Consider the following 26,154-nt stretch of genomic DNA (forward strand, 5'->3'; position numbering starts at 1 on the left):
CGGGTGCCCTCCTCCGCCGCGTGCCTCACCGAGCGCGACGTCGACTGGACGATCGACGACAGCGACGCGGCCGTCGTCGTCGCGACGAGCTACGGCCGGGACCCCGTGGTCGAGGTCGTGCTGGACGCCGGACTGTCCGGCGGTCGCGAGATCCTCGCCGCCCTCGCCCCGGCGGTCTCCTCGGTGCCGGCGACACGGAGGTGCTCGTGAGCGGCGCACGACCCGGAGGATCGGCCGGCCGGCCGCCCGGGGCCCGCGGGCGCGCGCACGCCGTCCGAGCCGTGCTGGGCGCGATGCTGGCGCTCGTGCCGCTCGCGATCGGGGCGCTCGTCGACAGCGTGAACGGGACCGCGGCCACTCCCCTGTCGGCCGACCCGGGCTTCGTCCTCCTCGCCCTCGGCGGGCTCGCCGTCTGCGCGGCGGTGGCGAGCCTGCCGGTCGGCGCCGCGACGTACCTGCTGGACCGCCTGATCGAGCGCGTCTGGACCAGCAGCGGAGGGCGCCTGGCCGCGCAGGTCGTGGCGAACGCCCTCATCGGCGGTGGAGCCGGGCTGCTGCTCGGGGGGCTCGTCGCGCCGTTCTGGCGTCCGATCGAGCGCGCACTCGTCTTCACCGGCCCGTGGGCGCTGGCCGCCGCCGCCCTGGTCCTCCTCTCGGCCGTCCTGCGGAGCCGCCGAGCTGCAGGCTGATCGAGTAGTCCGCGAAGCGGGCCTATCGAGATCCGCCGGCGTCGGCACGAGAGCCTGCAGGCCCGACGCCTCTGCGGTGGGAGGGTCTCGATACGCCCCTGCGGGGCTACTCGACCAGCATGCACTTGCTGATCGAGTAGCCCGCGCGGCGGGCGTATCGAGATCCGCCGGCGACCGAGCGTCACTCCGCCGCGTTCTCCTTCTGCGGCGGGCAGTCGCCGCCGGGCTCGGTCGCCAGCTCGAAGTGCCACATCTCATTGCCGTAGGTCTGGCAGAGGCCGTAGTCGGCGCCGTGCTGGCTGAGCCAGCTGTCCGCGTCGGTGTAGCCGATGTCGATCGCGTCGCCGGTCACGTGCGCCGAGAGCTCGGGGGTGCTCACCCACTTCCGGGCCTCCTCGAGGCTGCCGTACTCCTGCACGGCGTCGTCGAGGAGCGCCTGCTGGTAGGCGGCGCTCCGCCAGCCGGAGGTGACGACCGTCTCGACGCCGTCGGCCGCCATCGCCTCGGCCGCCGCCTCGACGGCCGCCCGCAGCGCGGGGTCGAGGTTCGCGATGACCGGCAGGTTGTCGTCGTGGATCGAGACGGAGTCGCCGACGCCGAGGTAGCCGTCCTCGACGGAGCGGCCGGTGTCGCCGGACACGGTGGTGAGGTCGGCGAGGCCGCCGGAGACCTGCTCGGCGGCGGCGCAGCCGGTGAGGCCGAGTGCCGCGACGAGGAGGAGGACGCCCGCGCGGGCCCGGGTTCGCTGGTGGTGCTGCCTCATGATCGATCCCTTCTGCGGCCGCCGTTCGGATCGGCGGTGCGGGGACCACTCCACCGCGGAGGGTGTTGCGGGGGCGTAGGGCTTTTCCGAGACGCCCGCGATACACCGCGGCTCGTAGCATCGACCGCATGCGTGTTCTGGTGGTCGAGGACGAGCCCCTGATGGCGGAGGCGATCCGCGACGGGCTCCGCCTCGAGGCGATCGCCGCGGACCTCGCCGGCGACGGTGACACCGCGCTGGAGCTGCTGGGACTCACCGCCTACGACCTCGTCGTCCTCGACCGGGACATCCCGGGCCCGTCGGGCGACGAGGTCGCCGCCGCGATCGTCGCGTCCGGGAGCGGCGTCCCGATCCTGATGCTCACCGCCGCCGACCGGCTGGACGACAAGGCCTCGGGCTTCGAGCTGGGCGCCGACGACTACCTGACGAAGCCGTTCGAGCTGCGCGAGCTCGTCCTGCGCCTCCGGGCCCTGGACCGCAGGCGCGCGCGCAGCCGCCCGCCGGTGCGCGAGATCGCGGGGCTCCGCCTGGACCCGTTCCAGCGCGAGGTGCACCGCGACGGGCGCTACGTCGCGCTGACCCGCAAGCAGTTCGCCGTGCTGGAGGTCTTGATGGGCGCCGAGGGCGGCACGATCAGCGCCGAGGAGCTGCTCGAGCGGGCCTGGGACGAGAACGCCGACCCCTTCACGAACGCGGTCCGCATCACGATCTCCGCCCTCCGCAAGCGCCTCGGCGAGCCGTGGCTGATCGGCACGCTGCCCGGAGTCGGCTACCGCATCCTCACGGACGGTGCCGTCGACGAGAGCGGCGACGGCACCCGTGGCTAGGCCGCCCGGCATCAGCGCCCGCGTTCGCCTGACCGTCAGCTACGCCGGCTTCCTGCTGCTCGCCGGCGGCCTCCTGCTCACCGTCGTCTGGCTGTTCCTGCTGCGCTACATCCCCGCGGAGGCGGTGGTCGGCTCCGGCACCGACGGCACCGACGGCTTCCGCCCCGGGCGCGACGACCTGCTCCGCGCCTTCACGCCCGCCGCCGTCGCCGCCCTGGCGTTCCTGCTGCTCTTCGGAATGGTCGGCGGCTGGTTCCTGGCCGGCCGGATGCTCGCCCCGCTGCGGCGGATCACCCACGCCACCCGCCTCGCCGCGGCCGGGGACCTCTCGCACCGGATCACGCTCGAGGGTCGGCGGGACGAGTTCCGCGAGCTCGCCGACGGCTTCGACGCCATGCTCGAGCGGATCGAGGCGCACGACGCGGAGCAGCGGCGGTTCGCGGCGAACGCCTCGCACGAGCTGCGCACCCCGCTCGCGATCACGCGGACGCTCCTCGAGGTGGCGCGCGACGATCCGGACCGCGACGTCGACGCGCTGGTCGCCCGCCTCGGGAGCGTCAACACGAGGGCGATCGAGCTCGTCGAGGCGCTGCTGCTGCTCGGCCGCGCGGATCAGCGCTCCTTCGCCCGCGAGAGCGTGGACCTGTCGCTCCTGGCGGAGGAGGCGGTCGAGACGCTGCTCCCCCTCGCCGAGCGGGGCGGCGTCGCGCTGGAGACGGCCGGCGGCCTCGCCCGTACCTCGGGCTCGCCGGCGCTGCTGCAGCAGCTGAGCGTCAACCTGCTGCACAACGCGATCGTGCACAATCAGCCGGCGGGCGGCTGGGTGCGGCTCGGCACGAGCGTCGACGCGGGCTCCGCCGTCCTCGTGATCGAGAACTCCGGGGCGCCCCTCGACCCGCTGTCCCTCCCCGCACTGACGGAGCCGTTCCAGCGCGGGGCCGCGCGCATCCGCTCCGAGCACGCCGGGACGGGTCTCGGCCTCGCGATCGCGGCGAGCATCGTCCGCGCGCACGGCGGCGAGCTGGACCTGACCGCACGACGCGAGGGCGGGCTCCGCGTCGCGGTGCGGCTGCCCGCGGCCTGAGTCCGCCCTGCTGGCCCCGCGCTACTGCCCGCCGCCCTGCTCCCCCGCGGCGAGCGCCGCCTGCAGCGTGCGGATGAACGCGCCGAGCGCACCGGAGGCCAGGAGTCCCGGCCCGAGCGGACCGGAGGCGTCCTCGCCGAGCAGCGGCAGGCGCGCCAGGGCCGTCCGCACCGGGGCGCTCATCCCCGCCAGCTGCCGGTCGATCTCGGCCGCGCCGCCGCGCCCCGGGTCGGCCAGCTCGGCCGCCCTCGCCGCGAACGCCGCGGCACCCAGCGCGTGCGCGCCGAGGTGCGCGACTCCGGAGGCCTGCCCCGCCGACCAGGCCGCCGCCTTCGCCGCGGGCGACGTCGCCGACTGCGACGCCCGGCCCGCCTCGAAGCGGCGCCGGATCTCCCCGGCCGCGCTCAGCTCGCCGCGGGCGAAGGCACGTGCCCGGGCGATCCCGTCCCGGGCCCGGTCGTCGTCGGGGGCCTCCGCCTCGAAGAGCGGCAGGACCCGCTCGGCGCAGTCGGCGGCCCAGGCGGCGACGAGCCGGCGGTCCTCCTCGGTCAGGGTCTGCGGAGAGGGCATGCCAGCACTCTGGCAGACGCCCGGCGGACGCTCCGGGCGCGGATCCTCCCCGGCCTCTTGTCGTGCCGCGCACTTCTGGGCAGTGTTGCCCGCATGAGCCTCTACCTCTCCTGCCCCGTCGCGAGCGTCGAGCGCGCCACCGCCTTCTACACCGCCCTCGGCTGGAGCCGGAACGAGGCGATGTCGAACGAGAACGTCGCCTGCTTCGCGATCGCGCCGGATCAGTACCTGATGCTCAGCAGCCGCGAGATGTACGCGAGCGTCGGCGGCACCGAGGAGCTGATCGGCGGTCCGGACACCCCCTCGAAGATGACCGTCTCCTTCGACCTCGGCAGCCGTGAGGCCGTCGACGAGCTGACCGAGCGCGCCGGCGCCGCGGGCGGCCGCATCGGCGACACCGACGAGTACCCCTTCATGTACCAGCGCCAGTTCGACGACCCCGACGGCTACCACTACTCCCCCTTCTGGATGAACCCCGACGCCTGACGGCTGCACCGGCGGCCGGCGAGGCGTCCTCGAACCGTCGAGACGTCCACCTGCACCGGGACGCCTCGACCGTTCGAGGACGCCTCGACCGTTCGAGGACGCCTCGGCGCCGCCGCCGGGCATAGTGGGCACATGACTGCTGCAGCCGACGTCCTCCTCCGCGGGCCCCGGGGGCGCCGCCTCTGCTGGGAGTACGCGACGGCGGCGGATCCCGCGCTGCACACTGCGGCGTTCCTCCTCGCGCACGCCGCGGGCGGTCGCGGGGAGTCGGTCCTGCTGTACGCCTCCGAGGACGGAACGGACGCTCGCGATCTGCCGGTCCCCACACCCGAGAGCCTCGCCGCGATGATCGCGGCGCTCCCGCCGACCCCGGCGGAGGACGACGCCGTCCGCGCCGCGTTCCGCAGGAGCGTCGACACGGCGTACTCCTGGCAGGAGCCCGACGCCGAGGACGTCCTCGCCGCACTGCCGGAGCTCCGCGCCGCGCTGCTTCCCGTCGCCGAACGCGTGCTCGTTTCCCCGGCCGCGGCGACGTGGACGAGCCCCGCCACCCGGACTCAGTGGGCCGTCGACTGGCGCCCCGACACCGCACGGCCGCTCCCGACCGGCGCCGCCGCGCTCCTGGACGAGTGGGACGCCGCCCGCCGCGCCGACGAGGAGCAGTCCGCCCGCGATCGCCCGGCCGACCCGCGCGCGAGCTTCTCCGGCTCGTGGTGGTCGCTCCCCCTCCGACTGCTGCGCACGCAGTCCCGGATCGAGGATCTGCTGGAGCTGGTCGAGGACGCCGCCGGACTCGACACCGCGACCGTGATCCCGGTGAGCGGCGCCGGCCGCACGCTCGAGATCGGCAGCGCCGAGGACTGGGCCGCGCTCTGCCGCGCCTTCCCCGCCGAGGTCACCGCCTCCCGCCGGCACGACTGGTACCGGGTGACCGGCGGGGAGGGCCGCTGGCTGATCCCGGACTGGCAGCGCGTCGCCGCCGAGTGGGACGCCGTGCACCTCACCGTGCTCGGCTACCTCTCGGGCGCGACCCGGCTGATCCCGGTCGACGACGGGTACGCCTCCGTGATCGCCGGCTGGGCCCCGGACAGCACCCTGTGGCTCACGGACACCGCGCGGGAGTCGGACGGCCCCCGCCAGCAGTGGCGCCGGAGCGGCCGCGACCACTGGGAGCGCACCGGCTGACCGCGCGCGGCTCAGCCGAGCTGCGTCAGCGCCTCCCGCAGGCGGTCGAGCGCGGCGGTGGCCAGAGCCGCCAGCTCGCCGTCCCGGCCCTCGGACCACTCGGCGAACGACTCCTTGAAGGCGAGCACCCCGAGCTCGGCGGCGGCATCGGCGACCGCCGGGGCGACGCCGCGCTCGCGGAGGGCGTCGGCCATCGCCGTCGCCATCCCGACCTTCTTCAGCAGAGCCCGCTGCTGCAGCTCTGCGCTGGTGGCGATCACCGCCTCGAGCCGCGGCCCGAGCTCACGGTTGAAGGGCGTCATCGCGCCGGACGCCGACACCAGACCGGCGGCGACCGCCTGCATCGGCGTCGCCCCGGCCGGAGCCTCGCGCACCCCCTGCGCGAGCAGCGCCGAGAGCGTCTCCTGACCGGCGGCGAGCACGTCGCGCTTGTCGGGGAAGTGCCGGAAGAACGTGCTCCGGGTCAGCCCGGCCCGGTCGGCGATCTGCGCCACGGTGGTCTCGTCGTAGCCCTGCTCAGTGAACAGGTGCAGAGCGGCGGAGACGAACCGCTCGCGGGCATCGGGTTCCCAGCGTGGCATGGGGAGATCCTACCGTGACGCGACACGAGTCCCATCGCAGGGCTACAGTGATGGGACATCGATCCCATCACTCAGAAGGAGTCCTCCCATGCGCATCCTCCTCACCGGCGCCCCGGGCGCCATCGGCCTCGCCGTCACCGAGGATCTCGTCGCCCACGGCCACGAGGTGCTCGGTCTCGCCCGGTCGGAGTCGGCCGCCCGCCGGGTCCTCGACGCCGGCGGCGAGCCCCTCCGCGGCGAGCTCGCCGACCTCGAACTGCTGGCGGACACCGCCCGTGCCGCTGACGGCGCGATCCACCTCGCCTTCAGCAACGACTTCTCCGACCTCGAGCGCAGCATCGCGGAGGAGGGCGCGGCGATGGACGCGATCGGCGCCGCGCTCGTCGGCACCGGCAAGCCGTTCTCCCTCGTCTCGGGCACGACCTTCTCCGCGGGTGCGGTCGCGACCGAGCACGACCCGCTGACCACCACCGGCCCGGTCGGCGGCCGCGGGGTCAACGCCGCGCGGGTCCTGGGTCTGGCGGAGCAGGGCGTCCGGACGACCGCCGTCCGGCTCCCCCGGTCGGTGCACGAGCGCGACGTCGCCTACGGCTTCGCCGGGCTCCTCATCCAGGCCGCGCAGCGCTCCGGAGTCTCCGCCTACGTCGGCGACGGCGGCCAGCGCTGGCCGGCCGTGCACCGTCGCGACGCGGCGTCGCTGTTCCGCCTGATGATCGAGCGGGGCGAGGCGGGGACGGCCGTGAACGCCGTCGCCGACGAGGGCGACACGATGCTCGCGATCGCCACGGTCATCGGGCGGCGCCTCGGCCTGCCCGTCGAGCAGGTGCCGGCGGAGACGTTCGGACCCCTCGGCGAGATCTTCGCGATGGACCAGCCCGCGTCGAGCACCTGGACCCGCAGCACCTACGGCTGGGCGCCGACCCACCCGAGCCTGCTCGCGGACCTCGAGGCGGGCGACTACCCCGCCCGGAGCTGACCCCGGCCTCCGTGCGCTTCGGCGGTCGAGCGCCGCGCGTCGCCGTCCGCCCGGGCGGCGCGCAGGCCCTACCGTGGGTGGTCGGTTCCGGGGAGGGCGACGTGCGCAGTGCAGTGGTGAAGGACGGTGTCCGCAGGCGGACGCCGCTGCGGGACCCGGACACCGCGTCGCGGGCGGTGATGACCCGCCGCGCCTGGTGGCTGCTCGGGCTCGGCCTGCTGATCCCCGGATCCGCGCAGGTGCTCGCCGGCTCGCGGCGTCTCGGCCGGATCGGTCTCGCCGCGACCCTGCTGCTGTGGGCGGTCGTCGTCGTGCTGCTGCTGGCACTCCTCGTCGTCCCGTCGCTCGTCTTCTCGGTCGCCGCGCTCGACGGGACGCTGGCCGTCCTGCAGGTCGTCCTGGTCGCCTGCGCCGCGCTCTGGCTCGTGCTCACCCTCGACACCCTGCGGCTCGCCCGGCTCGTGAAGCTCCGGTCGCGCGCCCGCGTCGCGCTCGGGGTGGCGACGGCGCTCGCGCTGCTCGTCTCGGTCGGGACGGCGGGCTACGGCGGCCACCTCGTCGGGATCTCCCGTGGACTGCTGTCGACGGTGTTCGGCGACGGGCCGGTGGCCGCGCCCGTCGACGGCCGCTACAACGTCCTGCTCCTGGGTGGCGACGCCGGCGAGGACCGCGCGGGACTCCGCCCGGACAGCATCTCCGTCGCCTCGATCGACACGGCGACCGGAGCGGCGACGGTCATCGGGCTGCCGCGGAACCTCCGGAACGTGCCCTTCCCCGAGGACTCGCCGATGCACGACCTCTACCCCGACGGCTACCTGTGGCGGGGCTGCAACGTCGATCCCTGCATGCTCAACTCCATCCACACGGAGGTCGAGCTGAAGAGCCCCGAGCTCTACCCGGACGCGGTGGCCGACGGCAGCTCCCCCGGCATCGAGGCGACGCGCGACGCCGTCGAGGGCGCGCTGGGGCTGCCGATCCAGTACTACGCCTTCGTCGACATGCAGGGCTTCGCGAGCCTGATCGACGCGCTCGGCGGCATCGACGTCGACTACACCGGCGACGGCGACCTCCCCTTCGGCGGCGTCCTCGACGAGACCACCGGCGAGCTGGTCGGCGTGAACGCCTGGCTCACCCCCGGGGAGCACCACCTCGACGGCAGCAACGCGCTGGCCTACGCCCGTTCCCGCTACGGCTCGGCCGGCGGCGACTACGACCGGATGGTCCGCCAGCGCGAGGTGCAGGGCGCGATCCTCGCCCGCCTCTCCCCGGTTAACGTGCTGCTGCAGTTCCAGGGGATCGCGGACGCCGGCGCGCGCGTCGTCCGCACGGACATCCCGCAGGGCGCGCTGGGCGGCTTCCTCCAGCTCGCGCTCCGGACCCGCTCGCAGCCGATCGGCTCGGTCGAGCTGACGCCCCCGGCGGTCGACCCCGAGCACCCGGACTACGACGCGATCCACGCGTCGGTCGCCGAGGCGCTCACAGGCGGCTGACCCGCCCGCGTCGGGGGGACTCGCCGCGGAGAGCGGCCGCGCCGCTGAGCCGCGGAAAGTCGACGAGCGCGATGTCCCGGGGTCGCGGTAGCGTCGACAGTGGTCGTCAGCCCACACCAGAGAACGGGAGAACGCCGTGAACGCCGTGAAAGCCGTGATCCATCGCCTCCGATCCCTCGCCGCAGCGCTGCGGAGCGCCGTCTCGAGGACTCCGGCCGAGCTGCCGGTCGACCCCTTCGGCGAGCCGCCGCGGGCGCCGCACGATCCGCACGCCTACCGGACGGAGGCGTGGAAGGCGCCGTCGCCGTCCACGCTGAACTTCCACTGACCGTCGGAACTCGAGCATGCGAGGGACGCGCGCCGCAGCAGTGGTCGCCTGTGCGGTCGTGCTGACGCTCTCCGGGTGCTCCCCGGCGCCGCAGCCGGTGCTCGTCGGAGCCACGGGCGACCTGCACGTGAGCCCCGACGGCGAGACGCGCTTCTGCGAATCGGTCATCGACACCGGCTTCGGCACGGACTGCCGCGACGGCGTCCCGACGGCCGGAATCGACCCGGCGGCTCTCGCGAGCACGCCCGGCGACACGGTCGTCCTCTCCCGCCAGGGTGAGCGGTCGACCTCCCCCGGCGGCCTGGTGCGCACCCTCGAGGACGGCACCCGGGTGTACTCGCTCTTTCTCGTCGGCACGAGGGACGCCGACGTCTTCACCGTCTCCTCGATCGGGACCGCGGACTTCACCCTCCCCGACGAGTACCGGAAGCCGGACGTCGACGTCCCCGGCGGCTTCCTCGTCCCGGTGGTCCCGACGGGCTGACCGTCCGGGCCCGGCGAGCGCGGCGATGCCGAGCCGTGCGCCGTCACGGCACTGCGCCATGATCGAGTCATGGTCGCGTCGGTCGAGGTCGTCACCCGCTCGGAGCGGTCGGTCGAGGACCTGTTCGACCGCGCGCGGAGCATCGACCTGCACACGGAGTCGCAGGCCGCGGCCGGTGAGCGGGCGGTCGCCGGAGTCGTCAGCGGCCGGATCGGCCTCGGCGAGGAGGTGACCTGGCAGGCCCGGCACTTCGGAGTCCGCCTGCGGCTGACCAGCCGGATCACCGCCTTCGACGCGCCGCACTCCTTCACGGACGAGCAGACCCGCGGCCCGTTCCGCTCCTTCCGGCACGAGCACCGCTTCGAGCCGGACGGCAGCGGCTCGGTGATGACCGACCGGCTCGCCTTCCGCGCCCCCTTCGGCGTCCTCGGCCGGGTCGCCGAGCGGCTCGTCCTGGCGCGCCACCTGCGCCGGCTGCTCGAGGAGCGCGGCGCGTTCCTCGCGGCCTCGCCCGCTCCGGGAGACGACCGGCGCTCGTGACGGCCGCCCGATACTCCTGCCGTTGGAGTATGGTATCGCCCGTGCCGAGGAGATGCGAGAGACGACCTTCTGGATCCTGACCGCGCTCGCTCTCGGGCGCCGCCACGGCTACGCCCTGCTGCAGGAGATCGAGGAGCAGTCGGAGGGCCGCGTGCGGCTGCGGGTGACCACGCTCTACGCGGCGCTCGAGCGGCTGGGGTCGGCGGGCCTGATCGCCCCCGACGGCGACGAGCGGGTCACCGGCCGCGTGCGCCGCTACTTCCGGCTGACGGACAGCGGCCGATCCGCACTCGGCGCCGAGGTGGCCCGGATGGAGGCGAGCGCCGTGCGGGCGCGGATCAACCTCGGGCTCTCGCCGTCCGCCGCGCTCTGACCCGACCACTCGACGAAGGAGAACGGCATGACGACGAACGAGGACGCGCGGCGCACCGACCGCTTCCGCCGCGCGCTGCGCTGGTACCCGGCCGCCTGGCGCGATGAGCACGGCGAGGTCCTGCTGGGGATCCTGCTCGACGAGGCCGACGACCGCGGGCACCGCGGCCCGGGCATCGGGCAGCGGACCACCCTCGCGGTCGGCGGTCTGCGCCACCGCCTCCGATCCACTCCCGGGCGCTCCCCGTCGACGATCGTCCCCCTCGCCCTCGCCACGGCGTTCTTCGCCTTCTACGCCGTCGTCAACTGGTCCCCCGGCGTCAATTTCCCCGGTGCGATCGGACCGTTCACCAACCCCTCCTTCCTCGCCGGGGCGCTCTTCGCGATCGCCCTCGGCCTCGCTCTCGCCGCCCGGACCGGCGCCGCACGGGTCACCGCCCTGCTCGCCTCCGCCACGGAGTTGAGCATCGCGCTCGTCGCCGCGGCGGCCGGCTGGCTCGGTCCCGATCTGTCGACGGCGGGTCCGGTGGCGGCGCTCGGCGTGCTCGCCGTCGTGCCCTGGCGCGGTCGGGCGGCGGCCGCGATGTCGGTCCTCCTGCTGGTCGGCCTGTCGGCGCTGCTGACCGCCGTCGACGCCCTCGGTGCGACGGTGCTCATGGATGTGCCGGCCGCCCGGGTCGTCCTGCCGCTCCCCATCATCGCCGCCGTGCTGCTCGCACTCGCCCTGGCCGCCCGCCGCGCCACCCTCCTGGAGCGGAGTCTCCCCCGCGGCGTCGGGGCGTGACGCGCGAGGCGTCCCCGAACGGTCGAGGCAGCCCGTTCCTGCGGGACGTCTCGACCGTTCCGGGACGCCTCGTGGAGGCGTGACGGCTGACGGCGGGCCGACCCGCGGCAGGGGTGCCCCGGCAGGGAGTCCCAGCCGTGCGCCCGGCGCTCCTAGCCTGGGCGGACCCGAGGAGAGGACGACGACATGGACCCGGACCCGGACCCGGACCTGAGCGACCTGATCGCCGCGTTCGACGCGCGGCGGACGATCGAGGGCGGCTCCCCGCTGCACGCGGTCCTGCACACGGCGAGCCAGGAGGCGCTGCGCATCACCGGGGAGCTGAACAGCGGCTACCACCCGCCGGAGCGCGTGCGGGAGCTGCTGGCGGAGCTGACCGGCCGGCCGATCGACGAGTCGGTGACCCTGTTCCCGCCGCTGCGCGCCGACTTCGGCCGCAACCTCCGGATCGGCGCCCGGGTCTTCATCAACTCCGGCTGCGCCTTCCAGGACCAGGGCGGCATCACGATCGGCGACGACTGCCTCATCGGGCACGACGTCGTCTTCGCGACCCTGAACCACGACCTCGATCCGGCGCGACGCGGCGACCTGCACCCCGCCCCGATCGTCGTCGGCTCCAACGTCTGGATCGGCGCGAAGGCCGTCCTTCTCGCCGGCGTCACGGTCGGCGACGACGCGGTGATCGCCGCCGCCGCGGTCGTCACGAAGGACGTCCCGGCGGGAGCGGTCGTCGTCGGCGCCCCGGCCCGCGTCGTCAGGAACGTGCGGGAGGCCGGCGCGGACGCGACGGCCTGAGGGCCCGCCCGCGGCCGGTTCCGCGCGTCACTCCGACGGGACGGCGCAGGTCTCCTCGGCGGCGGTCTGCCCGGGGGCGTCGAGCGGTTCCGGAGCGGGCTCCGCGGCGGCGGGGTCGGTCGGCGCAGGAGCGGAGGTGCTCCCCTCGACCGGCGGCGCGGATTGCTCCTCCGCGGGCGTCGACGCGAGCACGACCGGCTCGTCGTTCAGCACCTTCGCCATCAGCTCGCCGCCGAGCACCGTGTCCGGCACGACCTTGCCCGGCCGGTCCGGGTCGTCCAGCGCCGGGTACTGCACGAACACCATCTGCGCGAGGTCGACGTCCTCGAGGGCCAGCGCGAGCGAGATCATCGTCGACGGGTTCGTCAGCGTGGTGGAGAGGTGCACGTTCGAGGACACCGCCTGTGCGAGTCCGTAGAGGGCGGGCACGTTCGACAGCGTGTCCGCCGAGCGGACCGTGCGCATCAGCGAGGCCAGGTACTGCTGCTGCGAGGAGATCCGGCTGAGGTCGCTCTCGTCGCCGACGCCGTGCCGGGTGCGGAGGAACGCGAGCGCGGTCGCTCCCGAGACGGTGCTCGTGCCGGCGGGGAGGTCGAGCCCGGAGTCGGTGTCGCGGATCGGCCCGGTGAGGCAGATCGGCACTCCCCCGACGGCGTTGCTCATCTCGATGACGCCGTTGAAGGAGACCCAGCCCGCGTACGGCACGGTCAGGCCGGTGAACTGCTGCACCGTGTCGTTGACGCAGGAGAGCCCGCCGGCCTCGAACGCGGAGTTCAGCGGGACGTCGGCGGTCGCCTCCGTGACCTCGCCGGTCTCCGGATCGGTGCAGGCCGGGCGGTCCAGGACGAGGTCGCGCGGCAAGCTGATCACCGTGGCGCTGCGATGGTCGGCGGAGACGTGCAGCAGGATCGTGACGTCGTTGAGCGTGCCGTCGCGGACCCCGAAGGCGTCGCCCTGCACCGCGTCGTTGTCGGTGCCCACGATGAGGACGTTGAAGCCGCCCTCGATCGCACCCAGCTGTGCGGCGCGCGGCTCCGCGGAGGGCGCGATCCCGAGGTCGACCGCGTTGCCCGCGACGTTGCTCGTGATGCTCGCGGTCGCGATCCCGACCAGGCAGGCGCCGCTCACGGCGAGGACCGCGACGGCGGCCACAGCGCCGCGGAGCAGAGTCCGCGGTCCCGAGCGCGGCCTGAGCCGTCCGTGCCGTGCGCCACCCGTCGTCGCCATCCGTCCCCGCCACCCCCGCAGCTCGCGCCGCCGTCCGCGCGGCGCCCGGGCCAGTGTACGGAAGCGCCTCGACCGGGAGCGGACGGCGTCGCGCCGGGTAGCCTTCCCCGGTGACGACTCCGACCGCAGCGCTCGATCTCGGCTACGCACGCCTGGCGGTCGGCGCCTGGGGCCTCGTGCACGCAGCACTCGCCGCAGTCCTGGTGCCGTTCGTGCTCCTGGGCACCGCGTCCGCTGTCGACCCGGGCATCGACAGCTGGAAGGAGCTGCGCGTGCTCTCGCCCGCGGTGCAGTGGGCCGTGCTCGGCGCGTGGCTGCCCGTCCTGATCACGCCCGTCGTCGGGTTCGCGGTGGTCGGGCGGCTCGCGAGACCGCTGCGCTGGTGGTGGGTGACGCCAGCGCTCGGGGTCCTCGCGACGCTCGTCCTGCACTTCCTGCCGTACCTCTTCTTCACGGCTCCGCCGCCCGCGATCGGCGGCTAGCGGCACCGCCTGTGCCACCGTCTGTGCCACCGCCTGTGCCACCGTCGCCCGGTACGCTCGTCAGCGGATCCGAGAGGGAGGCGACCGGTGCTGGAGACGATCCTGGAGGCTCTCTCCCTCATCACGCTCCCGCTGGGGCTGCTGTTCCTGTTCGCGGCGTTCGTGGGGCTGCTGATCGACGGGCGGTGGTCGACGACGACCGCCTACCTCGAGGACGGTCCGCCGCGCGCGCTGCACTGGGTCACCCGTGCGGGCGAGGTGCGCTCGCGGCCGCTCGCCGTCGACGACCCGCTGACGCCGGTCGGCTCGGACCAGCGCGAGGTCTACTACCGCGAGGAGGACCCGGAGCGCATCCGGCTGCACCGGCGCGCGGATCCGGTGCGGGCGCTGCGGCTGACGGGCCTGATCCTGGTCGGCACCGGCGCGGTCTGCGGGATCCTGTCGACGGTGCTCGCGATCCTCGGGAGCTGAGGCCGCGCCGGTGTGCTCGGCTCATGTGCGCCGGACGCGGGTGCGCCGGACTCGGGCGCGCCGGGCTCGGGTGCGCCGGGCTCAGGTGCACCGGGTTCAGGCCTCCGGACGCCGCTCGTCGTCGATCGCGCGGCGATGCGCCTCGTCCTCGCGATCGAGGGCGGCGGCGCTCGCCGGAGTGATGACTCCGGCCCGCCTCAGCGCGCTCGTCACCGCCGCCCGGACGACGAAGTAGACCGCGACGAGGACGAGCGCGAACCAGAAGAGGTTGATCACGAGGCCGGTGAGCAGGGCTCCGAAGCTGGGTTCCATGCCCTCCACGCTAACCACCGAATCCGTCCGGAGCCGAGTGCGCCCACCCCCGAAGCCGCGGTGATCCGCCGATCGACCCGTCACGAACGGCTCCCTCGGCACGTCGGCGAGAGCCGTCCGCGACGGATCGACCGCCCGCTGGGAGCGCTGCGGAGCCTCAGCGCCAGTGCGCGAGCGTCGCCTCCATCAGCAGGCGGGCCCGGGAGAGCTGCCCGCGGACCACGGTCGCGCTGACGCCGAGCTCGGCGCCGATGTCGTCGTAGCTGCGCTGCTGCAGCTGGCGGAGCTCCCAGCAGCGGCGCTGCAGCTCCGGCATCCGGCCGAGCACGGCGCGCGCCTCGGCGACGAGCGCCGCGCGCTCCGACACCGCGGTCGGGCAGTGGTCGAGCGACTCGGGCAGGTCCTGCTCCAGCTCGGCGTGGTTCTGGTGGTCGCTCGAGCGCAGCCGGTCGTAGCAGCGCCGGCGCACCGTGGTCAGCAGCCAGCCGACGATCGTCTCGCCGTCGATCACGCTGTCCATGTGCGTCCAGGCGGCGAGGAACGTCTCCTGCACCACGTCGTCCGCCTCGCTCGAGGCGCGGAGGATGCGCAGCGCCGTCCCGCGCAGCAGAGAAGTGTGCCGGCGGACGATCTCGGCGAACGCGCCGTCGTCGCCCGAGGCCGAGCGGATGACGAGCATCCGGTCGGAGTCGGGCGGGAGCAGCGGCAGCGCGGGCGCGAGGACGGCGCGCGAGCGGCGGGCGGCAGCGGTGCCGGCGGTGGGGGCGGTGCCGGTGGCGGTGGCGAGCATGCGGGCTCCGGTCGTGAGGTTGATGTGTACGCATGATTCGGAGCAGACCTGGGAGCGGATGGCGGGAAGGGCCGCTCTGGCGCGACAGGACGGCCGGAACGTCGCCACATCAACGATTCTGAGCACCTGTGCAGCCGCTGCCGGTGGGGCGTCCGTTGTTGCCGGTCGAGCAGCCCGGAGGGGCGTATCTCCTTGGCAGAGGCGCTCGCACACATGCTGGTCGAGTAGCCCCGGAGGGGCGTATCGAGACCCACCGTCGCCAGCAGGGCAGCCTGCAGACCCGCCTTCCGACGCTGGTGGATGTCGATACACCCGCTCCGCGGTCCACTCGATCAGCAATGGAGGCGCCCACTCGCGCCGGGTGCGGCACGCCCGGGATCGCCTACCGCGACTTCCGCGGCGAGGTGGTGCCCTGGTGACGGCGGTGCGGTGCCGGTCCTGCGGTACCGGTCCTGCGGTAGCGGTCCTCCGGTAGCGGTCCTGCGGTGCCGGTCCACCGGTAGCGCTCCTCCGGAGCCGGTCCTCCGGTGACGGTGGTCTTCCGTACGCTCGGGGGGTGCCCTCTCCTCGACCCTTCCAGCAGCGACTCCTCCGGCAGCTCGTCGGCACGCTGAGCGGCCAGCGCCCCGCCGCGCCGGTGAGCCGTCGCTCGCAGCGTGCCGTCCTCGCCGAGCAGACCGTGCGCGGCGTGCTCGAGCTGGCGGTGCGGCTCGGGGAGACGCTGCTCTCGCTGGGCTCCGCGGCCGCGGAGGTCACCGAGACCATCGAGCGGGTCTGCCGCGCCTACGGCATCGAGGTGCAGGTCGACCTCACCTTCACCTCGATCCTGGTCGTGCACGACGGGAGCGAGGACTCGCCCAGCGTGAGCGTGCTGCGCGTCGTCGCCTCCCGAAGCGCCGACTACGAGCGGCTCGCCCGCGTGACGACGCTGGTCACCGCGATCACCGACGGCTCCCCCGAGGTGCGGGTCGCCGACACCGTCGACTCGACGGCCGCGCGCGACGAGGCCCGGCAGCAGTTCGAAGCGGCGCACGAGCGGCTCGACGCGATCCTCGTCCAGCCGCACCGCTACCGGCGGAGCGTCGTGACGCTCACCCTCGCGGTGATGGCCGCGGGCGTCGCGATCCTGCTCGGCGGCGGGCCGCTCATCGTCCTCCTCGCCGCGCTCACGACCGCCGCGATCGACGGCGTCAACCAGCTGCTCGGCCGCTGGGGGCTGCCCGCCTTCTTCCAGCAGATCGCCGGAGCCGCACTCGCGACCGGAGTCGCGGTGCTGCTGCTCGCGGTCGTGCCGCAGCTGCCGGTCGAGTTCGCCGTGCTGCCACCGGCACTGGTGGTCGCCTCCGGAGTCGTCGTGCTGCTCGCCGGGCTCTCCTTCGTCGGAGCGACGGACGACGCCATCAACGGCTTCCCGATCACGGCCGGCGGCCGGCTGCTCGAGGTCGGGCTGCTGACGCTCGGCATCGTCGTCGGCATCGCCGCCGTGCTCGACGGCGCGCGCACCCTCGGCGTCGAGCTGGTGCTGGTCGACTCCTACGCCCGCCCCTGGCCGGCCAGCGTGCAGGTCCTCGGTGCCGGCATCGCCGCGGGAGCCTGGGCGCTCTCGTCGCACACGCCCCCGCGGCCGGCGCTCGTCGCCGCGCTCACCGGTGCGGGAGCGTGGGTCGCCTCCGACGCGCTGAGCGGGCTGGGCGCCGCGCCGCTGCTCGCCAGCGCCGTGCCCGCGATCGTGATCGGCCTGCTCGGCGAGACCCTGGCCGAGCGCTGGCGCGTGCCCGCCGTGGTGACCACCGCCTGCGGCATCGTGCCGCTGCTCCCCGGCCTCACCCTCTACCGCGGCGTGCTCGACCTCACCTCCGGCCGCGGCCCCGAGGGCGGGATCGAGCTGCTGCTCCAGGCGGGCATGATCGCGATCGGGCTCGCGGGCGGCGTCACCCTCGGCCGCATCGCGTACCGGCGGCTGCGCACTCCGGTCGTCCGCGCGGTGGCGCCGGTGCGGGCGCGCCGCTCCCCGCATCCGGAGTCGGCGCCGACCGCCGAGGAGCCGCTCGCGCGGACGGGCACGATGCCGATCATCAGCACGATCGGGGTGACCGAGCCGACGGAGGACGACCTCGCCGGAGGCGCCGCGGCGGCGAAGGACTGACGCCCGACGGCAGTGGGCGGCGTCACTCGCTGTCGATGCGGCCGATCTCGCGCCCGTCCTCGCGGAACGCCGCCCGCGCCGCCGACCAGCTGCTCGCGTCGACGCCGAGCGCGGTGCGGAGGTAGGCCGTGGTCAGCTGCTGGATCGTGGAGAGTCGCGCGGGATCCGCGTCCGTCGTCTCGGCGACCTCCTCGCCGACGATGCCGCCGAGCGAGTGCTCGCCGCCGTGCAGGGTGAGCAGGTCGGTCGCGCCCGGGCTCTGCGTGTAGGCGTCGGTGAACCAGTCCGGCCCGCGCCGGGAGAGCCGCGACTGATCGCGGTCGCCCGCGACGACGAGGGTCGGCGTGCTCAGCTGCGCGAAGGAGGGGCGGAGGAAGGGGAAGGCCGCCTGCGCGAACGGCTCGAGGTCGTCGCCGGCGACGCCCGTCGCGGCGAGGAGGACGCCGGCGCGCACCCGGCGGTCGGAGCGGTCCGGGCTGAGCGAGCCGTCCTCTCCGACGATGCGGGCGCCGAGCAGCGCCTGCGCCGTCTGCGCGCCCCAGGAGTGCCCGGCGACAGCGATGCGGCTCGAGTCGACCCGGCCGGCGAGACCGGGCACGGCCGCCTCGAGGACGTCGAGCCGGTCGAGCACGCGGGTGAGATCGGCGATCCGCTGCTCCCAGATCGTCGGGAAGACGGGGTTGTCGAAGCCGAAGCCGTGACGCCTCGAGTCGAGGTGCGTCGGCTGGATCGCGACGAAGCCGCGCGAGGCCCAGTACGCGGTGAGCGGCGCGTAGCCGTCGTGGTTCCAGCCGTTTCCGTGTGAGAAGAGCACGACGGGGAGGTCCGTGCCGGTCGCCGGGGCGGAGATCCGCACGGTGAGCGGGACGGGGCGGCCCGGAGCGTCGAGCTCGACGGGGGCGACCGAGACGACGGGGAGTGCTTCGGAGAGTGCTTCTGGGGAAGAGGTGGGGACGGTGCTGGTCATGCTGGTGCCTTCCGGTTCGCGCTCTGCGATACTGCTTATCGGAGCGACGTTCCGCAACAATACGGAGCGCTGTTCCGTTAAGCAAGCGGAGCGTTCGGAGGAGCAGCAGTGACGGATGATGGCGGCATCGGCCCGGCGGTCCCCCGCGTCGGCCGGCCTCGGCGCGACTCGCAGGCGCTCCTCGACGCGGCCGCCGCGGTCTTCGTCGAGTCCGGCGTCGACGCCCCGGTCCGCGAGATCGCGACGCGCGCCGGCGTGGGCACGGGCACGATCTACCGGCACTTCCCCACCCGGGCGGATCTCGTGGTCGCCGTCTACCGGCACCAGGTCGAGGCCTGCGCCGAGGCCGGGCCGCGACTCCTCGCCGAGAGCGACTCCCCCGAGGCGGCGCTCCGGGAGTGGCTGGCGCTGTTCGTCGACTTCCTGGTCACCAAGCACGGGCTGCCGGATGCGCTGCAGGGCGACGGCGCCGGCTCCGACGCCCTGCACGCCTTCTTCGTCGACCGGCTGGTGCCGGTCTGCGCGACGCTGCTCGAGGCGGCGCTCTCACCGGACTCCCCACCCGTCGAGGCGTACGGCCTGCTGCGCGGCATCGGCAATCTCTGCATCGGCGGCGCGGGCGACCCGCGCTACGATACGGACGCCCTCGTGCAGCTGCTCGTCACCGGCGTCCTGGCGCGCGGCGGGTCCTGAGGCGCGCGGTCCGAGGCGCGGCACCCTCAGTCGCCGAAGCGGGTCTCCTTGTGCGGGGCGCCGGTGCGGTCGTAGGCTACCGCGTCGCGGGCGAGTACCCGGCCGACGTCGCGAGCGAGCAGCGCCGGCTCGACGCCGCCGAGCACCTCGTGCTGGTCTTCCCCGTCTACTGGTGGTCGATGCCGGCGCTGCTGAAGGGCTGGATCGACCGCGTCTTCGTCAACGGCTGGGCCTTCGAGATCGACCCGGCCGACGGGATGCGCCGGAAGCTCGGCGGGCTCACCGTCCACCTCGTGCCGATCGCCGGCGACAGCGCCGGGGTGTACGACCGGCACGGCTACGAGCAGTCCCTGCGCACCCAGATCGAGCACGGCGTCGTCGACTACTGCGGCGCCGTGCGCGGCGCGACGGCCTTCGTCCACGACTCCGAGCAGGAGGACGCCGCCGCCCGCGCGGCGAGCGTCGACCGCGCGGTCGCGGCCGTCGTCGCCGCGATCCGCGGGCAGGCCCCCGCGCCGGCGGAGTAGCCGCCTCGGGCGCCCTCCTTCTCGCCCTCGCCGCCTTTCGTGCCGGTCGAGCAGCCGCCTCCAGCGCCATTCATGCTGGTCGAGCAGCCGCCTCCTGCGGCATTCATGCTGGTCGAGTAGCCCCGGAGGGGCGTATCGAGACCCGCCCAGCTCAGCACGGTGGATCTCGATACGCCGCGTTCCGCGGGCTGCTCGATCAGCGTGGGGTCGCCGTCCGCAGCCGCGATGCGGGTCGTGGGCTTCATGCTGGTCGAGTAGCCGCCACCGGCGCCTCCTCATGCTGGTCGAGTAGCCGCCTCCGGCGCCTCCTCATGCTGGTCGAGTAGCCGCCACCGGCGGCGTATCGAGACCCACCATCACTGGCAGGTTCGGGAGCGAGTCTCCTCCACACTCGTCGATCCGCCGATGTTGTCCCCGATCAGCCCGTGGTTCCGACCCGGCCGTCGGTGGCCCCTGCTTCGATATCCGTATGTCAGAAGATGAGAACGCGGCAGCACTCGCGGAGGTGCGCGACTGCTTCACCGACGCCGCCGCCACCGAGCGCGCCGCATCCCCGACGCGCCTGAGAGCCGCAGAACGCATCCACCGCGGCTACCGCGTCGCCCTCACCGTCCCGGAATCATTCGCCCGCGGCGCCTCCCGGAGCGAGACCCGTGACCTCGTCGAGCGCTCGATCCGCGCCGAACTCGCGGTGACGCTCGGCGTGTCCGAGCGGGAGGTCTCCCGCCGCCTCGAGACCGCGCAGATGCTGATGGAGCACCTGCCGCTCACCCGTGCGCTGCTCCGCGACGGCCGGATCCTCTGGGAGGTCGGCGAGGCGATCTGCAGGACGGCGAGCAGTCTCCCTGAGGCCTCCCGAGCGGCCCTCGACGAGCGCGCGGCCGACGCCGCGCTCACGATGACGACGACCCAGCTGCGCCGCGCCCTGAGTCGCTGGCGCGAAGAGCTGCACGAGCAGCCCCTGAGCGAGCGCCACGCCCGCGCCACGCTGGACCGCGCGGTCTGGATCACACCGGACGTCGACGGGATGGCCACCCTCTGCGTCCACGCTCCCGCGCCGGCGGTGACGGGCGCGTACGACCGGCTGCGCCGCATCGCCCGCACCCTCCGAGACGACGGCGACCCCCGCACCCTCCAGCAGCTCAGCGCCGACGCGGCCGTCGATCTCCTCTGCGACGGCGACATCGCGGGAACGACACCCGACCCCGAGCACCAGCCGGACCCGACCTTCGTCCCCGGAGTCCGCGCCGAAGTCCGGCTGACCCTCGCCGCCTCCACCGCAGTCGGCCTGGACGACGCACCCGCGGACCTCGACGGCTACGGACCCGTCCCCGCGCCGATCGCCCGCGAGCTGGTCCGCACCGCCGCCTCCTTCACCCGAGTCCTCACCGATCCGGACACCGGCGCGGTCGTCTCCGTCGGCCGCACCCACCGTGTCCCACCGCCGCAGATGCGCCTGCACCTGCAGCTGCGGGACCAGACCTGCCGCTTCGCCGGCTGCACTCGCCCCGCTGCGACCAGCGAGGCCGACCACACCCTCGAGTGGCGCAACGGCGGAGAGACCTCCCTGGAGAACCTCGTCTCGCTCTGCACCTCGCATCACCATCTGCGGCACGGCGACCAGTGGACGTACATCGGGAGCGGTGACGGGACGATCGTCTGGACGAGCCCGACCGGTCGGCGGATCAGCAACCGCCCGCCACCGCTCCCCGGCCGGCCGCCCGACCCGCCGCCGAAGCCCCGCTTCGTCGACGTTCCCGCCCCGTTCTGACGACAGTGGATCTCGATACGCCCGCTCAGCGGGCTACTCGATCAGCAGGAAGGGGCTGCTCGAGCAGGATGCGTGGTGCGCTCCGCGGGGTTGCTCGATCAGCAGGCAGCGCGCGCGATACAGGCGTGCGCTCCGGACCCGCACATGCTGGTCGAGCAGCCCCGTCGGGACGTATCGAGACCCGCCCAGGCCCGCATGGTGGATCTACCGGGAAGGGACGCCCGCAAAAATGCTGGTCGAGTAGCCCCGCAGGGGAGTATCGAGACCCACCCACCCCAAGGACGTCGGTCTCTTACCCGCCCTGCGCTGGCGCCGGAGGCGCCCCCTCCGCTCGATCCGCCCGCGTGGCGGGCTACTCGATCAGCATGCAGGGGCTGCCCGATCAGCAGGCGTCCGAACCAGAGGCGGCGCCGTGATCGGATCGCGACAGCCCTCGATCCGATCGGGACACCCGCCGTCGGCCTCCGCCGCGAGGCTGGATCCATGACCGACACCACCACAGTCCCCCTCCTCACGGACGACCGGCTCGCCGGCCGCACCGCCCTCGTCACCGGCTCCTCCAGTGGACTCGGCGAGGCCATCGCCCACCGACTCGCCTCGTCCGGCGCGCACGTCCTCGTGCACGGCCGCGACCGCGCGCGCACCGAGGCGGTCGCGCAGGCGATCACCGCGGCCGGCGGCACCGCCTCCGTGCTCGTCGCCGACCTCGGCGGCACGCCCGACGCCACCCGAGCCGTCGCCGCCGAGGCGCTGCGCCTGCTCGGCGGCCGGATCGACGTGCTCGTCAACAACGCCGGCGTCTTCCCCGTCGGCCCGACCGCCGAGCTGAGCGACGCCGAGGTCGACGCACTACTCGTCACCAACATCCGGGTCCCGCACCAGCTCGTCGGAGCGATCGCGCCGACGATGGCCGAGCGCGGCTCCGGCGTGATCATCAACATCACCTCGTGGATGGCGCGCGTCGGCACGCTCGGCACCGCCCTCTACCCGGCGACCAAGGCGGCGCTCGATCACCTCACCCGCGCCTGGGCGGCCGAGTACGGCGCGGACGGCGTGCGCGTCGTCGCGGTCGCGCCCGGCGCGACACTCACCCCCGGCAATGCGCACGCCTCGGCGATCCTCGACGCGATGACCGCCCCGACCCCTGCCGGCCGCCCCGGCCGCCCGGACGAGATCGCCCAGGCCGTCCGCTGGCTCGCGACCGACGAGGCGTCCTACGTGCACGGCACGACCCTGCTGGTCGACGGCGGCATCGTCGGCGCGCGGCGCTGACCGCGGACCCGCGAGCGCAGGTCAGTCGACCTGCACCAGCCGGCCGGGGTGCAGCGCGGCGTCGGCGGCGGGGGTCGTCTCGTAGGCGCGGCGGTAGTCGCGGCCGAAGTGCGACGCGCTGGCGTAGCCGACGGCCGCCGCCGCGCCCGCCGCCGTCTCGCCGCGGACCAGCAGGAGGCGCCGCGCCTCGCCCAGCCGCAGTCGGCGCAGGTAGCCGAGCGGGGACATCCCGGTCAGCTCACGGAAGCGCCGGGTGAGCGTCGGCACGCTCGTGCTCGCCTCGGCGGCCAGCGCGTCGAGCGTCCAGCCGTGCGCGAGCGCGCCGGTCATCGCGTCGACCGCCCGGGTCACCGCGGCCGAGCGGACGGCGGACGACGCCGACAGCAGGCGCGGCGCCTGGTCGCTCTGCAGCAGCCGGAGCACCAGCTCGCGGGACACCGCCGGCCCGAGCACCGGGATCTCCTCGGGGACGTCCAGGAGCCGGAACAGGCGGTGCAGCACGTCGGCGAGCTCCGGGGTGATCGTGCCGATCCGCTCAGGGATCGCGGCGGCTGGCCGGTGCGCGACGAGCCCGGCGACCTCGGCGACGAGCACCGGATCCAGGTGCCAGTTGGCCGAGACGAAGTCGCCCTGCTCGCCGGTCTCGACGACGGCCGCGATCACCGGCAGGTCGACCGGCGTGATCAGGAAGCGGCCGGCGCCCCACTGCTCATCCGAGTCGCCGACGATCGAGCGCTTGCGGCCGGAGAGCACGAGGCTCAGCGTCGGCGGGAAGCGCGTGTAGACCAGCGAGGTCGGCGCCGTGACCCGGTGCAGCCGCAGGTCCAGCGCGGCCGCGCGCTCCGGATGCTCCAGGTGCCGGCGGGCGAGATCGGCGGCGGCGGCGAGGTGCTGCCGGGCGGTCCCTGGCGCGGCGGTCACGGGCGCGGCGGTCACGGGCGCGGCGGTCACGGGCGCGGCAGCGCCGCGAGGGCGAGCTCGCCGATCTCGGCGACGCGCTCCGCGCTCCCACCGTCGCGGGCCTGCGTCGACATCCCGGTCAGCACCGCGACGACGAAAGCGGCCGTCCGCGCCGCGTCGGTGCCGGCCGGCACATCCCCCTCGGCGATCCCCCGATCGATGCGCGCGGCGATGACGTCCTCCATCGAACGTCGGCGCTCGGCCAGGCGCGGCTCGCTCAGCACGAAGCAGCCGGAGGGCGTGCCCGGGTCGGAGTAGCCCGCGGCGCTCGAGCGGACGACGGCGGCCAGCGCGTCCCAGGCCGTCGGGGCGTCGAGGAGCCGGGCGAGGGCGGCGTCGGCGGTGTCGGAGTAGCAGCTCGCCGCGGCACGGAAGAGCTCGTCCTTGTCGCCGAAGGCCGCGTACAGGCTCGGCGCCGAGATGCCGATCTCGCGGGTGAGCACGGCGACCGTCGTCTCGTCGTAGCCGTCGCTCCAGAAGCGGCGCATCGCCGTGTCGAGCGCCTCGTCGCGGTCGAAGCCCCTCGGTCGTCCTGCCATGCTCCGATTCTATAACAGTCGCTACGGAACGTGCTAGCGTGCGTCGCACCAGTTCTTTATCGACCATTACAGAAAGGCACTCCCATGCAGATCCAGGACTCCGTCGTGCTCGTGACCGGCGCCAACCGCGGCATCGGCGCCGAGTTCGTCCGGCAGCTGACGGCGCGCGGCGCCCGCACCGTCTACGCCGCGGCGCGCGACGCCTCGACGATCGCCGCCGCGCCGGGCGTCGTGCCGATCGCGCTCGACGTGACCGATCAGGACCGCATCGCCGAGCTCGCGGCGACCCTCGGCGACGTGTCGATCGTCGTCAACAACGCCGGCATCGCCCCCACTGTCGACTTCGTCACCGGCGACCTCGACGAGATCCGCCGCACGGTCGAGACCAACGCCTTCGCGCCGCTGACGCTCGCGCGCGCCTTCGCCGGGAGCCTCGGCCGCGCGGGCGGCGGCGCCGTGCTGAACGTGCTCTCCGTGTCCGCCTTCGTCTCGTTCCCGGGCTCGGAGTCGTACTCGATGTCCAAGGCTGCGGCCTGGAGCGTCACCGACGGCCTGCGCCTGGCCCTCGCTCCGCAGGGCACCCAGGTGCTCGGCCTGCACATGGGCCTCGTCGACACCGACATGGCCTCGTGGTCGGACGCTCCGAAGTCGAGCCCCGAGGCGATCGTGACGGCCGCCCTCGACGGCCTCGAGCGCGGCGCCGCCGAGGTCCTCGCCGACGACACCGCCCGCGCGGTGAAGCCCGGCCTCGCCCTCGACCCGAGCGAGCGCTACGCGGACGCGCTCGCCACCACCCGCTGACGCCTCATGCTGGTCGAGTAGCCGCGGGACGCGGCGTATCGAGACCCGCCGTCCCAGCAGGACAGGTCTGCAGACTCGTCCTGCTGACGCCGGTGGATCTCGATAAGCCCGCTGCGCGGGCTACTCGATCAGCATGGAACGGCCGACACGAAGAGGACGCTCCCTCCCAGGAGTCGGAAGGGCGTGGCCGCCGCTTGCCATCATGCTGGTCGAGTAGCCCCGCAGGGGCGTATCGAGACCCGCCGTCACCAGCACGTCAGGTCTGCACACTCGCCCTGCTGACGCCGGGTGGAGGCCGATCCGCGATCTCCGACGCGGTGCGGCCACTGCTCCGCCTTCGCGGGAATAGAGTGGCCTCTAAGACGCAGAAGCGGAACTCCTTCCCGCACCGTCGAACCCAGGAAGGTCCCTCCATGACGCTCCCCCGCGCCGCCGCCGCACTGCTCTCCTCCGCGGCCCTCCTCGCGGTCCTGGCCGGCTGCTCCGCCTCGGCACCCGCCGAGACCGCGACGGCCGAGGCCTCGAGCACGCCGACCGCGACCAGCGCACTCTCCGGCTCGATCACCGTCTACGCCGCCGCGTCGCTGAAGGGCACCTTCACCGAGATCGCGACCGCCTTCGAGGCCGAGCACCCGGGCACCACCGTCGAGCTCACCTTCGCCGGCTCGTCCGACCTGGTGACCCAGATCACCAACGGCGCGCCCGCCGACGTCTTCGCCTCGGCCGACGAGAAGAACATGGCGAAGCTCACCGACGCCGACCTCATCGAGGGCGACCCCGTCGACTTCGCGACCAACACCCTCGAGATCGCCGTCCCGCCGGCGAACCCCGCAGGGATCGGCTCGTTCGCCGACCTCGCCCGCGAGGGCGTGAAGACGGTCGTCTGCGCGGCCCAGGTCCCGTGCGGCGCGGCGACGGTCACCGTGGAGACCGCGACCGGCGTCGACCTCCAGCCGGTCAGCGAGGAGTCGTCGGTCACCGACGTCCTCGGCAAGGTCACCTCGGGCGAGGCCGACGCCGGCCTGGTCTACGTCACCGACGTCGCCGCCGCCGGCGACGCGGTGACCGGGATCGAGTTCCCCGAGTCGTCGCAGGCCGTGAACACCTACCCGATCGCCCCGGTCGCCGGCTCCGCGAACCCGGACCTCGCGGCCGCCTTCACCGCGTACGTGGCCGGCGACGAGGGCCGCACGGTCCTCGCCGCGGCGGGCTTCGGCGCCCCCTGAGCACCGGCCCCCTCCG

The 26,154-nt window shown here is 74.3% G+C and carries 31 protein-coding genes and 1 pseudogene; 23 read left to right on the top strand and 9 right to left on the bottom strand.

Annotated elements, in window-relative coordinates; genetic code table 11:
* The first annotated feature begins 3 nt into the window (after positions 1 to 3).
* Together MT351_RS08700 and MT351_RS08705 are read left to right on the top strand one after the other, a co-directional pair.
* Positions 4 to 210 carry a hypothetical protein gene (locus MT351_RS08700; protein ID WP_243581948.1) on the top strand — a complete coding sequence of 69 codons (207 nt, stop codon included), beginning with the start codon at positions 4 to 6 and terminating at the stop codon, positions 208 to 210.
* Positions 207 to 689, top strand: a complete 483-nt coding sequence (locus tag MT351_RS08705) for a hypothetical protein (RefSeq protein ID WP_243581949.1) — start codon at positions 207 to 209, stop codon at positions 687 to 689. Before MT351_RS08700 ends, MT351_RS08705 begins: the two co-directional genes overlap by 4 nt.
* Before the next feature lie 181 nt (positions 690 to 870).
* Here MT351_RS08705 and MT351_RS08710 read toward each other — a convergent pair whose 3' ends face one another.
* On the bottom strand, positions 871 to 1,452 hold the full coding sequence (locus MT351_RS08710) for a M15 family metallopeptidase (RefSeq protein WP_243581950.1): 582 nt from the start codon (positions 1,450 to 1,452) through the stop codon (positions 871 to 873).
* Positions 1,453 to 1,580: 128 nt separating this feature from the next.
* On the opposite strand from MT351_RS08710, the gene MT351_RS08715 reads away from it, so the two are divergent.
* Positions 1,581 to 2,279, top strand: a complete 699-nt coding sequence (locus tag MT351_RS08715; RefSeq protein WP_243581951.1) for a response regulator transcription factor — start codon at positions 1,581 to 1,583, stop codon at positions 2,277 to 2,279.
* Positions 2,272 to 3,363: a HAMP domain-containing sensor histidine kinase gene (locus MT351_RS08720; RefSeq protein ID WP_243581952.1), complete on the top strand. Its 1,092-nt coding sequence runs from the start codon at positions 2,272 to 2,274 to the stop codon at positions 3,361 to 3,363. Before MT351_RS08715 ends, MT351_RS08720 begins: the two co-directional genes overlap by 8 nt.
* Positions 3,364 to 3,384: 21 nt before the next feature.
* Here the strand turns inward: MT351_RS08720 and MT351_RS08725 are convergent, their stop codons facing one another.
* Entirely contained in the window at positions 3,385 to 3,933 is a 549-nt protein-coding gene (locus MT351_RS08725; protein WP_243581953.1) for a putative immunity protein, read from the bottom strand.
* 93 nt (positions 3,934 to 4,026) lie between these two features.
* Between MT351_RS08725 and MT351_RS08730 the strand changes: the two genes are divergently transcribed.
* The gene (locus MT351_RS08730; protein ID WP_123703755.1) at positions 4,027 to 4,419 is read left to right on the top strand and encodes a VOC family protein; all 393 of its coding nucleotides are present in this window, start codon (positions 4,027 to 4,029) and stop codon (positions 4,417 to 4,419) included.
* Between the two features lie 132 nt (positions 4,420 to 4,551).
* Positions 4,552 to 5,604, top strand: coding sequence for a hypothetical protein (locus tag MT351_RS08735; RefSeq protein WP_243581954.1), 1,053 nt, complete (start codon positions 4,552 to 4,554; stop codon positions 5,602 to 5,604).
* A gap of 11 nt (positions 5,605 to 5,615) precedes the next feature.
* Here MT351_RS08735 and MT351_RS08740 read toward each other — a convergent pair whose 3' ends face one another.
* Entirely contained in the window at positions 5,616 to 6,185 is a 570-nt protein-coding gene (locus MT351_RS08740) for a TetR/AcrR family transcriptional regulator (protein WP_243581955.1), read from the bottom strand.
* Positions 6,186 to 6,273: 88 nt separating this feature from the next.
* Between MT351_RS08740 and MT351_RS08745 the strand changes: the two genes are divergently transcribed.
* The 8 genes and pseudogenes from MT351_RS08745 to MT351_RS08780 all read left to right on the top strand — a co-directional run bounded on the left by MT351_RS08745 (position 6,274) and on the right by MT351_RS08780 (position 11,954).
* A complete protein-coding gene (locus tag MT351_RS08745) occupies positions 6,274 to 7,161 on the top strand; it encodes an NAD-dependent epimerase/dehydratase family protein (RefSeq protein WP_243581956.1) in 888 nt (295 codons plus the stop codon).
* 101 nt (positions 7,162 to 7,262) lie between these two features.
* Positions 7,263 to 8,651, top strand: a complete 1,389-nt coding sequence (locus tag MT351_RS08750) for an LCP family protein (protein WP_243581957.1) — start codon at positions 7,263 to 7,265, stop codon at positions 8,649 to 8,651.
* A 136-nt stretch (positions 8,652 to 8,787) separates the two neighbouring features.
* Complete coding sequence (locus MT351_RS08755) at positions 8,788 to 8,979, top strand: hypothetical protein (protein WP_243581958.1); 192 nt, start codon at positions 8,788 to 8,790, stop codon at positions 8,977 to 8,979.
* Positions 8,980 to 8,995: 16 nt separating this feature from the next.
* Entirely contained in the window at positions 8,996 to 9,463 is a 468-nt protein-coding gene (locus MT351_RS08760) for a hypothetical protein (protein ID WP_243581959.1), read from the top strand.
* A 69-nt stretch (positions 9,464 to 9,532) separates the two neighbouring features.
* Positions 9,533 to 10,003 carry an SRPBCC family protein gene (locus MT351_RS08765; protein WP_243581960.1) on the top strand — a complete coding sequence of 157 codons (471 nt, stop codon included), beginning with the start codon at positions 9,533 to 9,535 and terminating at the stop codon, positions 10,001 to 10,003.
* A pseudogene (locus MT351_RS08770) lies at positions 9,969 to 10,376 on the top strand (PadR family transcriptional regulator); the annotation flags it as partial. The gene MT351_RS08765 and the pseudogene MT351_RS08770, both read left to right, overlap by 35 nt.
* A gap of 27 nt (positions 10,377 to 10,403) precedes the next feature.
* Positions 10,404 to 11,159: a hypothetical protein gene (locus tag MT351_RS08775; protein ID WP_243581961.1), complete on the top strand. Its 756-nt coding sequence runs from the start codon at positions 10,404 to 10,406 to the stop codon at positions 11,157 to 11,159.
* A 186-nt stretch (positions 11,160 to 11,345) separates the two neighbouring features.
* On the top strand, positions 11,346 to 11,954 hold the full coding sequence (locus tag MT351_RS08780) for a DapH/DapD/GlmU-related protein (RefSeq protein ID WP_243581962.1): 609 nt from the start codon (positions 11,346 to 11,348) through the stop codon (positions 11,952 to 11,954).
* A 27-nt stretch (positions 11,955 to 11,981) separates the two neighbouring features.
* On the opposite strand, the gene MT351_RS08785 is transcribed toward MT351_RS08780, so the two are convergent.
* A complete protein-coding gene (locus MT351_RS08785; protein ID WP_243581963.1) occupies positions 11,982 to 13,106 on the bottom strand; it encodes an LCP family protein in 1,125 nt (374 codons plus the stop codon).
* Positions 13,107 to 13,291: 185 nt separating this feature from the next.
* Between MT351_RS08785 and MT351_RS08790 the strand changes: the two genes are divergently transcribed.
* Both MT351_RS08790 and MT351_RS08795 read left to right on the top strand, forming a co-directional pair.
* Positions 13,292 to 13,663, top strand: a complete 372-nt coding sequence (locus MT351_RS08790; protein ID WP_243581964.1) for a hypothetical protein — start codon at positions 13,292 to 13,294, stop codon at positions 13,661 to 13,663.
* Between the two features lie 87 nt (positions 13,664 to 13,750).
* On the top strand, positions 13,751 to 14,134 hold the full coding sequence (locus MT351_RS08795; protein WP_123737123.1) for a hypothetical protein: 384 nt from the start codon (positions 13,751 to 13,753) through the stop codon (positions 14,132 to 14,134).
* Positions 14,135 to 14,230: 96 nt separating this feature from the next.
* Here MT351_RS08795 and MT351_RS08800 read toward each other — a convergent pair whose 3' ends face one another.
* The gene (locus MT351_RS08800; protein ID WP_123445935.1) at positions 14,231 to 14,446 is read right to left on the bottom strand and encodes a hypothetical protein; all 216 of its coding nucleotides are present in this window, start codon (positions 14,444 to 14,446) and stop codon (positions 14,231 to 14,233) included.
* Positions 14,447 to 14,603: 157 nt separating this feature from the next.
* Entirely contained in the window at positions 14,604 to 15,236 is a 633-nt protein-coding gene (locus tag MT351_RS08805) for an RNA polymerase sigma factor (RefSeq protein ID WP_243581965.1), read from the bottom strand.
* A 556-nt stretch (positions 15,237 to 15,792) separates the two neighbouring features.
* Here MT351_RS08805 and MT351_RS08810 point away from each other — a divergent pair.
* Positions 15,793 to 17,382, top strand: coding sequence for a threonine/serine exporter ThrE family protein (locus tag MT351_RS08810; protein ID WP_243581966.1), 1,590 nt, complete (start codon positions 15,793 to 15,795; stop codon positions 17,380 to 17,382).
* 22 nt (positions 17,383 to 17,404) lie between these two features.
* On the opposite strand, the gene MT351_RS08815 is transcribed toward MT351_RS08810, so the two are convergent.
* On the bottom strand, positions 17,405 to 18,349 hold the full coding sequence (locus tag MT351_RS08815) for an alpha/beta fold hydrolase (RefSeq protein ID WP_243581967.1): 945 nt from the start codon (positions 18,347 to 18,349) through the stop codon (positions 17,405 to 17,407).
* A gap of 108 nt (positions 18,350 to 18,457) precedes the next feature.
* On the opposite strand from MT351_RS08815, the gene MT351_RS08820 reads away from it, so the two are divergent.
* The 4 genes from MT351_RS08820 to MT351_RS08835 all read left to right on the top strand — a co-directional run bounded on the left by MT351_RS08820 (position 18,458) and on the right by MT351_RS08835 (position 22,612).
* A complete protein-coding gene (locus MT351_RS08820; RefSeq protein WP_243581968.1) occupies positions 18,458 to 19,042 on the top strand; it encodes a TetR/AcrR family transcriptional regulator in 585 nt (194 codons plus the stop codon).
* Between the two features lie 50 nt (positions 19,043 to 19,092).
* Positions 19,093 to 19,569 (top strand): NAD(P)H-dependent oxidoreductase, encoded by a 477-nt coding sequence (locus MT351_RS08825; protein WP_243581969.1) that lies wholly within the window; start codon positions 19,093 to 19,095, stop codon positions 19,567 to 19,569.
* Positions 19,570 to 20,038: 469 nt separating this feature from the next.
* Positions 20,039 to 21,340, top strand: a complete 1,302-nt coding sequence (locus tag MT351_RS08830) for an HNH endonuclease signature motif containing protein (RefSeq protein ID WP_243581970.1) — start codon at positions 20,039 to 20,041, stop codon at positions 21,338 to 21,340.
* Between the two features lie 483 nt (positions 21,341 to 21,823).
* Positions 21,824 to 22,612 (top strand): SDR family NAD(P)-dependent oxidoreductase, encoded by a 789-nt coding sequence (locus MT351_RS08835; RefSeq protein ID WP_243581971.1) that lies wholly within the window; start codon positions 21,824 to 21,826, stop codon positions 22,610 to 22,612.
* 21 nt (positions 22,613 to 22,633) lie between these two features.
* On the opposite strand, the gene MT351_RS08840 is transcribed toward MT351_RS08835, so the two are convergent.
* Positions 22,634 to 23,548 (bottom strand): AraC family transcriptional regulator, encoded by a 915-nt coding sequence (locus tag MT351_RS08840; RefSeq protein WP_243581972.1) that lies wholly within the window; start codon positions 23,546 to 23,548, stop codon positions 22,634 to 22,636.
* 11 nt (positions 23,549 to 23,559) lie between these two features.
* Positions 23,560 to 24,111, bottom strand: a complete 552-nt coding sequence (locus tag MT351_RS08845) for a TetR/AcrR family transcriptional regulator (protein WP_243581973.1) — start codon at positions 24,109 to 24,111, stop codon at positions 23,560 to 23,562.
* Positions 24,112 to 24,195: 84 nt separating this feature from the next.
* Between MT351_RS08845 and MT351_RS08850 the strand changes: the two genes are divergently transcribed.
* Together MT351_RS08850 and modA are read left to right on the top strand one after the other, a co-directional pair.
* On the top strand, positions 24,196 to 24,912 hold the full coding sequence (locus MT351_RS08850; protein WP_243581974.1) for an SDR family oxidoreductase: 717 nt from the start codon (positions 24,196 to 24,198) through the stop codon (positions 24,910 to 24,912).
* Positions 24,913 to 25,325: 413 nt separating this feature from the next.
* A complete protein-coding gene (modA, locus tag MT351_RS08855) occupies positions 25,326 to 26,138 on the top strand; it encodes a molybdate ABC transporter substrate-binding protein (protein WP_243581975.1) in 813 nt (270 codons plus the stop codon).
* Positions 26,139 to 26,154 lie beyond the last annotated feature (16 nt).

It is taken from the genome of Rathayibacter sp. VKM Ac-2926 (genome assembly GCF_022815565.1).
In the GTDB taxonomy this organism is placed as follows: Bacteria; Actinomycetota; Actinomycetes; order Actinomycetales; family Microbacteriaceae; genus Rathayibacter; species Rathayibacter festucae.

Coding starts and splice junctions, on each gene's coding strand:
- MT351_RS08710 (WP_243581950.1), bottom strand. CDS start 1,452: ATGAGGCAGCACCACCAGCGAACCCGGGCCCGCGCGGGCGTCCTCCTC.
- MT351_RS08715 (WP_243581951.1), top strand. CDS start 1,581: ATGCGTGTTCTGGTGGTCGAGGACGAGCCCCTGATGGCGGAGGCGATC.
- MT351_RS08725 (WP_243581953.1), bottom strand. CDS start 3,933: ATGCCCTCTCCGCAGACCCTGACCGAGGAGGACCGCCGGCTCGTCGCC.
- MT351_RS08730 (WP_123703755.1), top strand. CDS start 4,027: ATGAGCCTCTACCTCTCCTGCCCCGTCGCGAGCGTCGAGCGCGCCACC.
- MT351_RS08735 (WP_243581954.1), top strand. CDS start 4,552: ATGACTGCTGCAGCCGACGTCCTCCTCCGCGGGCCCCGGGGGCGCCGC.
- MT351_RS08740 (WP_243581955.1), bottom strand. CDS start 6,185: ATGCCACGCTGGGAACCCGATGCCCGCGAGCGGTTCGTCTCCGCCGCT.
- MT351_RS08745 (WP_243581956.1), top strand. CDS start 6,274: ATGCGCATCCTCCTCACCGGCGCCCCGGGCGCCATCGGCCTCGCCGTC.
- MT351_RS08760 (WP_243581959.1), top strand. CDS start 8,996: ATGCGAGGGACGCGCGCCGCAGCAGTGGTCGCCTGTGCGGTCGTGCTG.
- MT351_RS08765 (WP_243581960.1), top strand. CDS start 9,533: ATGGTCGCGTCGGTCGAGGTCGTCACCCGCTCGGAGCGGTCGGTCGAG.
- MT351_RS08775 (WP_243581961.1), top strand. CDS start 10,404: ATGACGACGAACGAGGACGCGCGGCGCACCGACCGCTTCCGCCGCGCG.
- MT351_RS08780 (WP_243581962.1), top strand. CDS start 11,346: ATGGACCCGGACCCGGACCCGGACCTGAGCGACCTGATCGCCGCGTTC.
- MT351_RS08800 (WP_123445935.1), bottom strand. CDS start 14,446: ATGGAACCCAGCTTCGGAGCCCTGCTCACCGGCCTCGTGATCAACCTC.
- MT351_RS08805 (WP_243581965.1), bottom strand. CDS start 15,236: ATGCTCGCCACCGCCACCGGCACCGCCCCCACCGCCGGCACCGCTGCC.
- MT351_RS08815 (WP_243581967.1), bottom strand. CDS start 18,349: ATGACCAGCACCGTCCCCACCTCTTCCCCAGAAGCACTCTCCGAAGCA.
- MT351_RS08830 (WP_243581970.1), top strand. CDS start 20,039: ATGTCAGAAGATGAGAACGCGGCAGCACTCGCGGAGGTGCGCGACTGC.
- MT351_RS08835 (WP_243581971.1), top strand. CDS start 21,824: ATGACCGACACCACCACAGTCCCCCTCCTCACGGACGACCGGCTCGCC.
- MT351_RS08845 (WP_243581973.1), bottom strand. CDS start 24,111: ATGGCAGGACGACCGAGGGGCTTCGACCGCGACGAGGCGCTCGACACG.
- MT351_RS08850 (WP_243581974.1), top strand. CDS start 24,196: ATGCAGATCCAGGACTCCGTCGTGCTCGTGACCGGCGCCAACCGCGGC.
- modA (WP_243581975.1), top strand. CDS start 25,326: ATGACGCTCCCCCGCGCCGCCGCCGCACTGCTCTCCTCCGCGGCCCTC.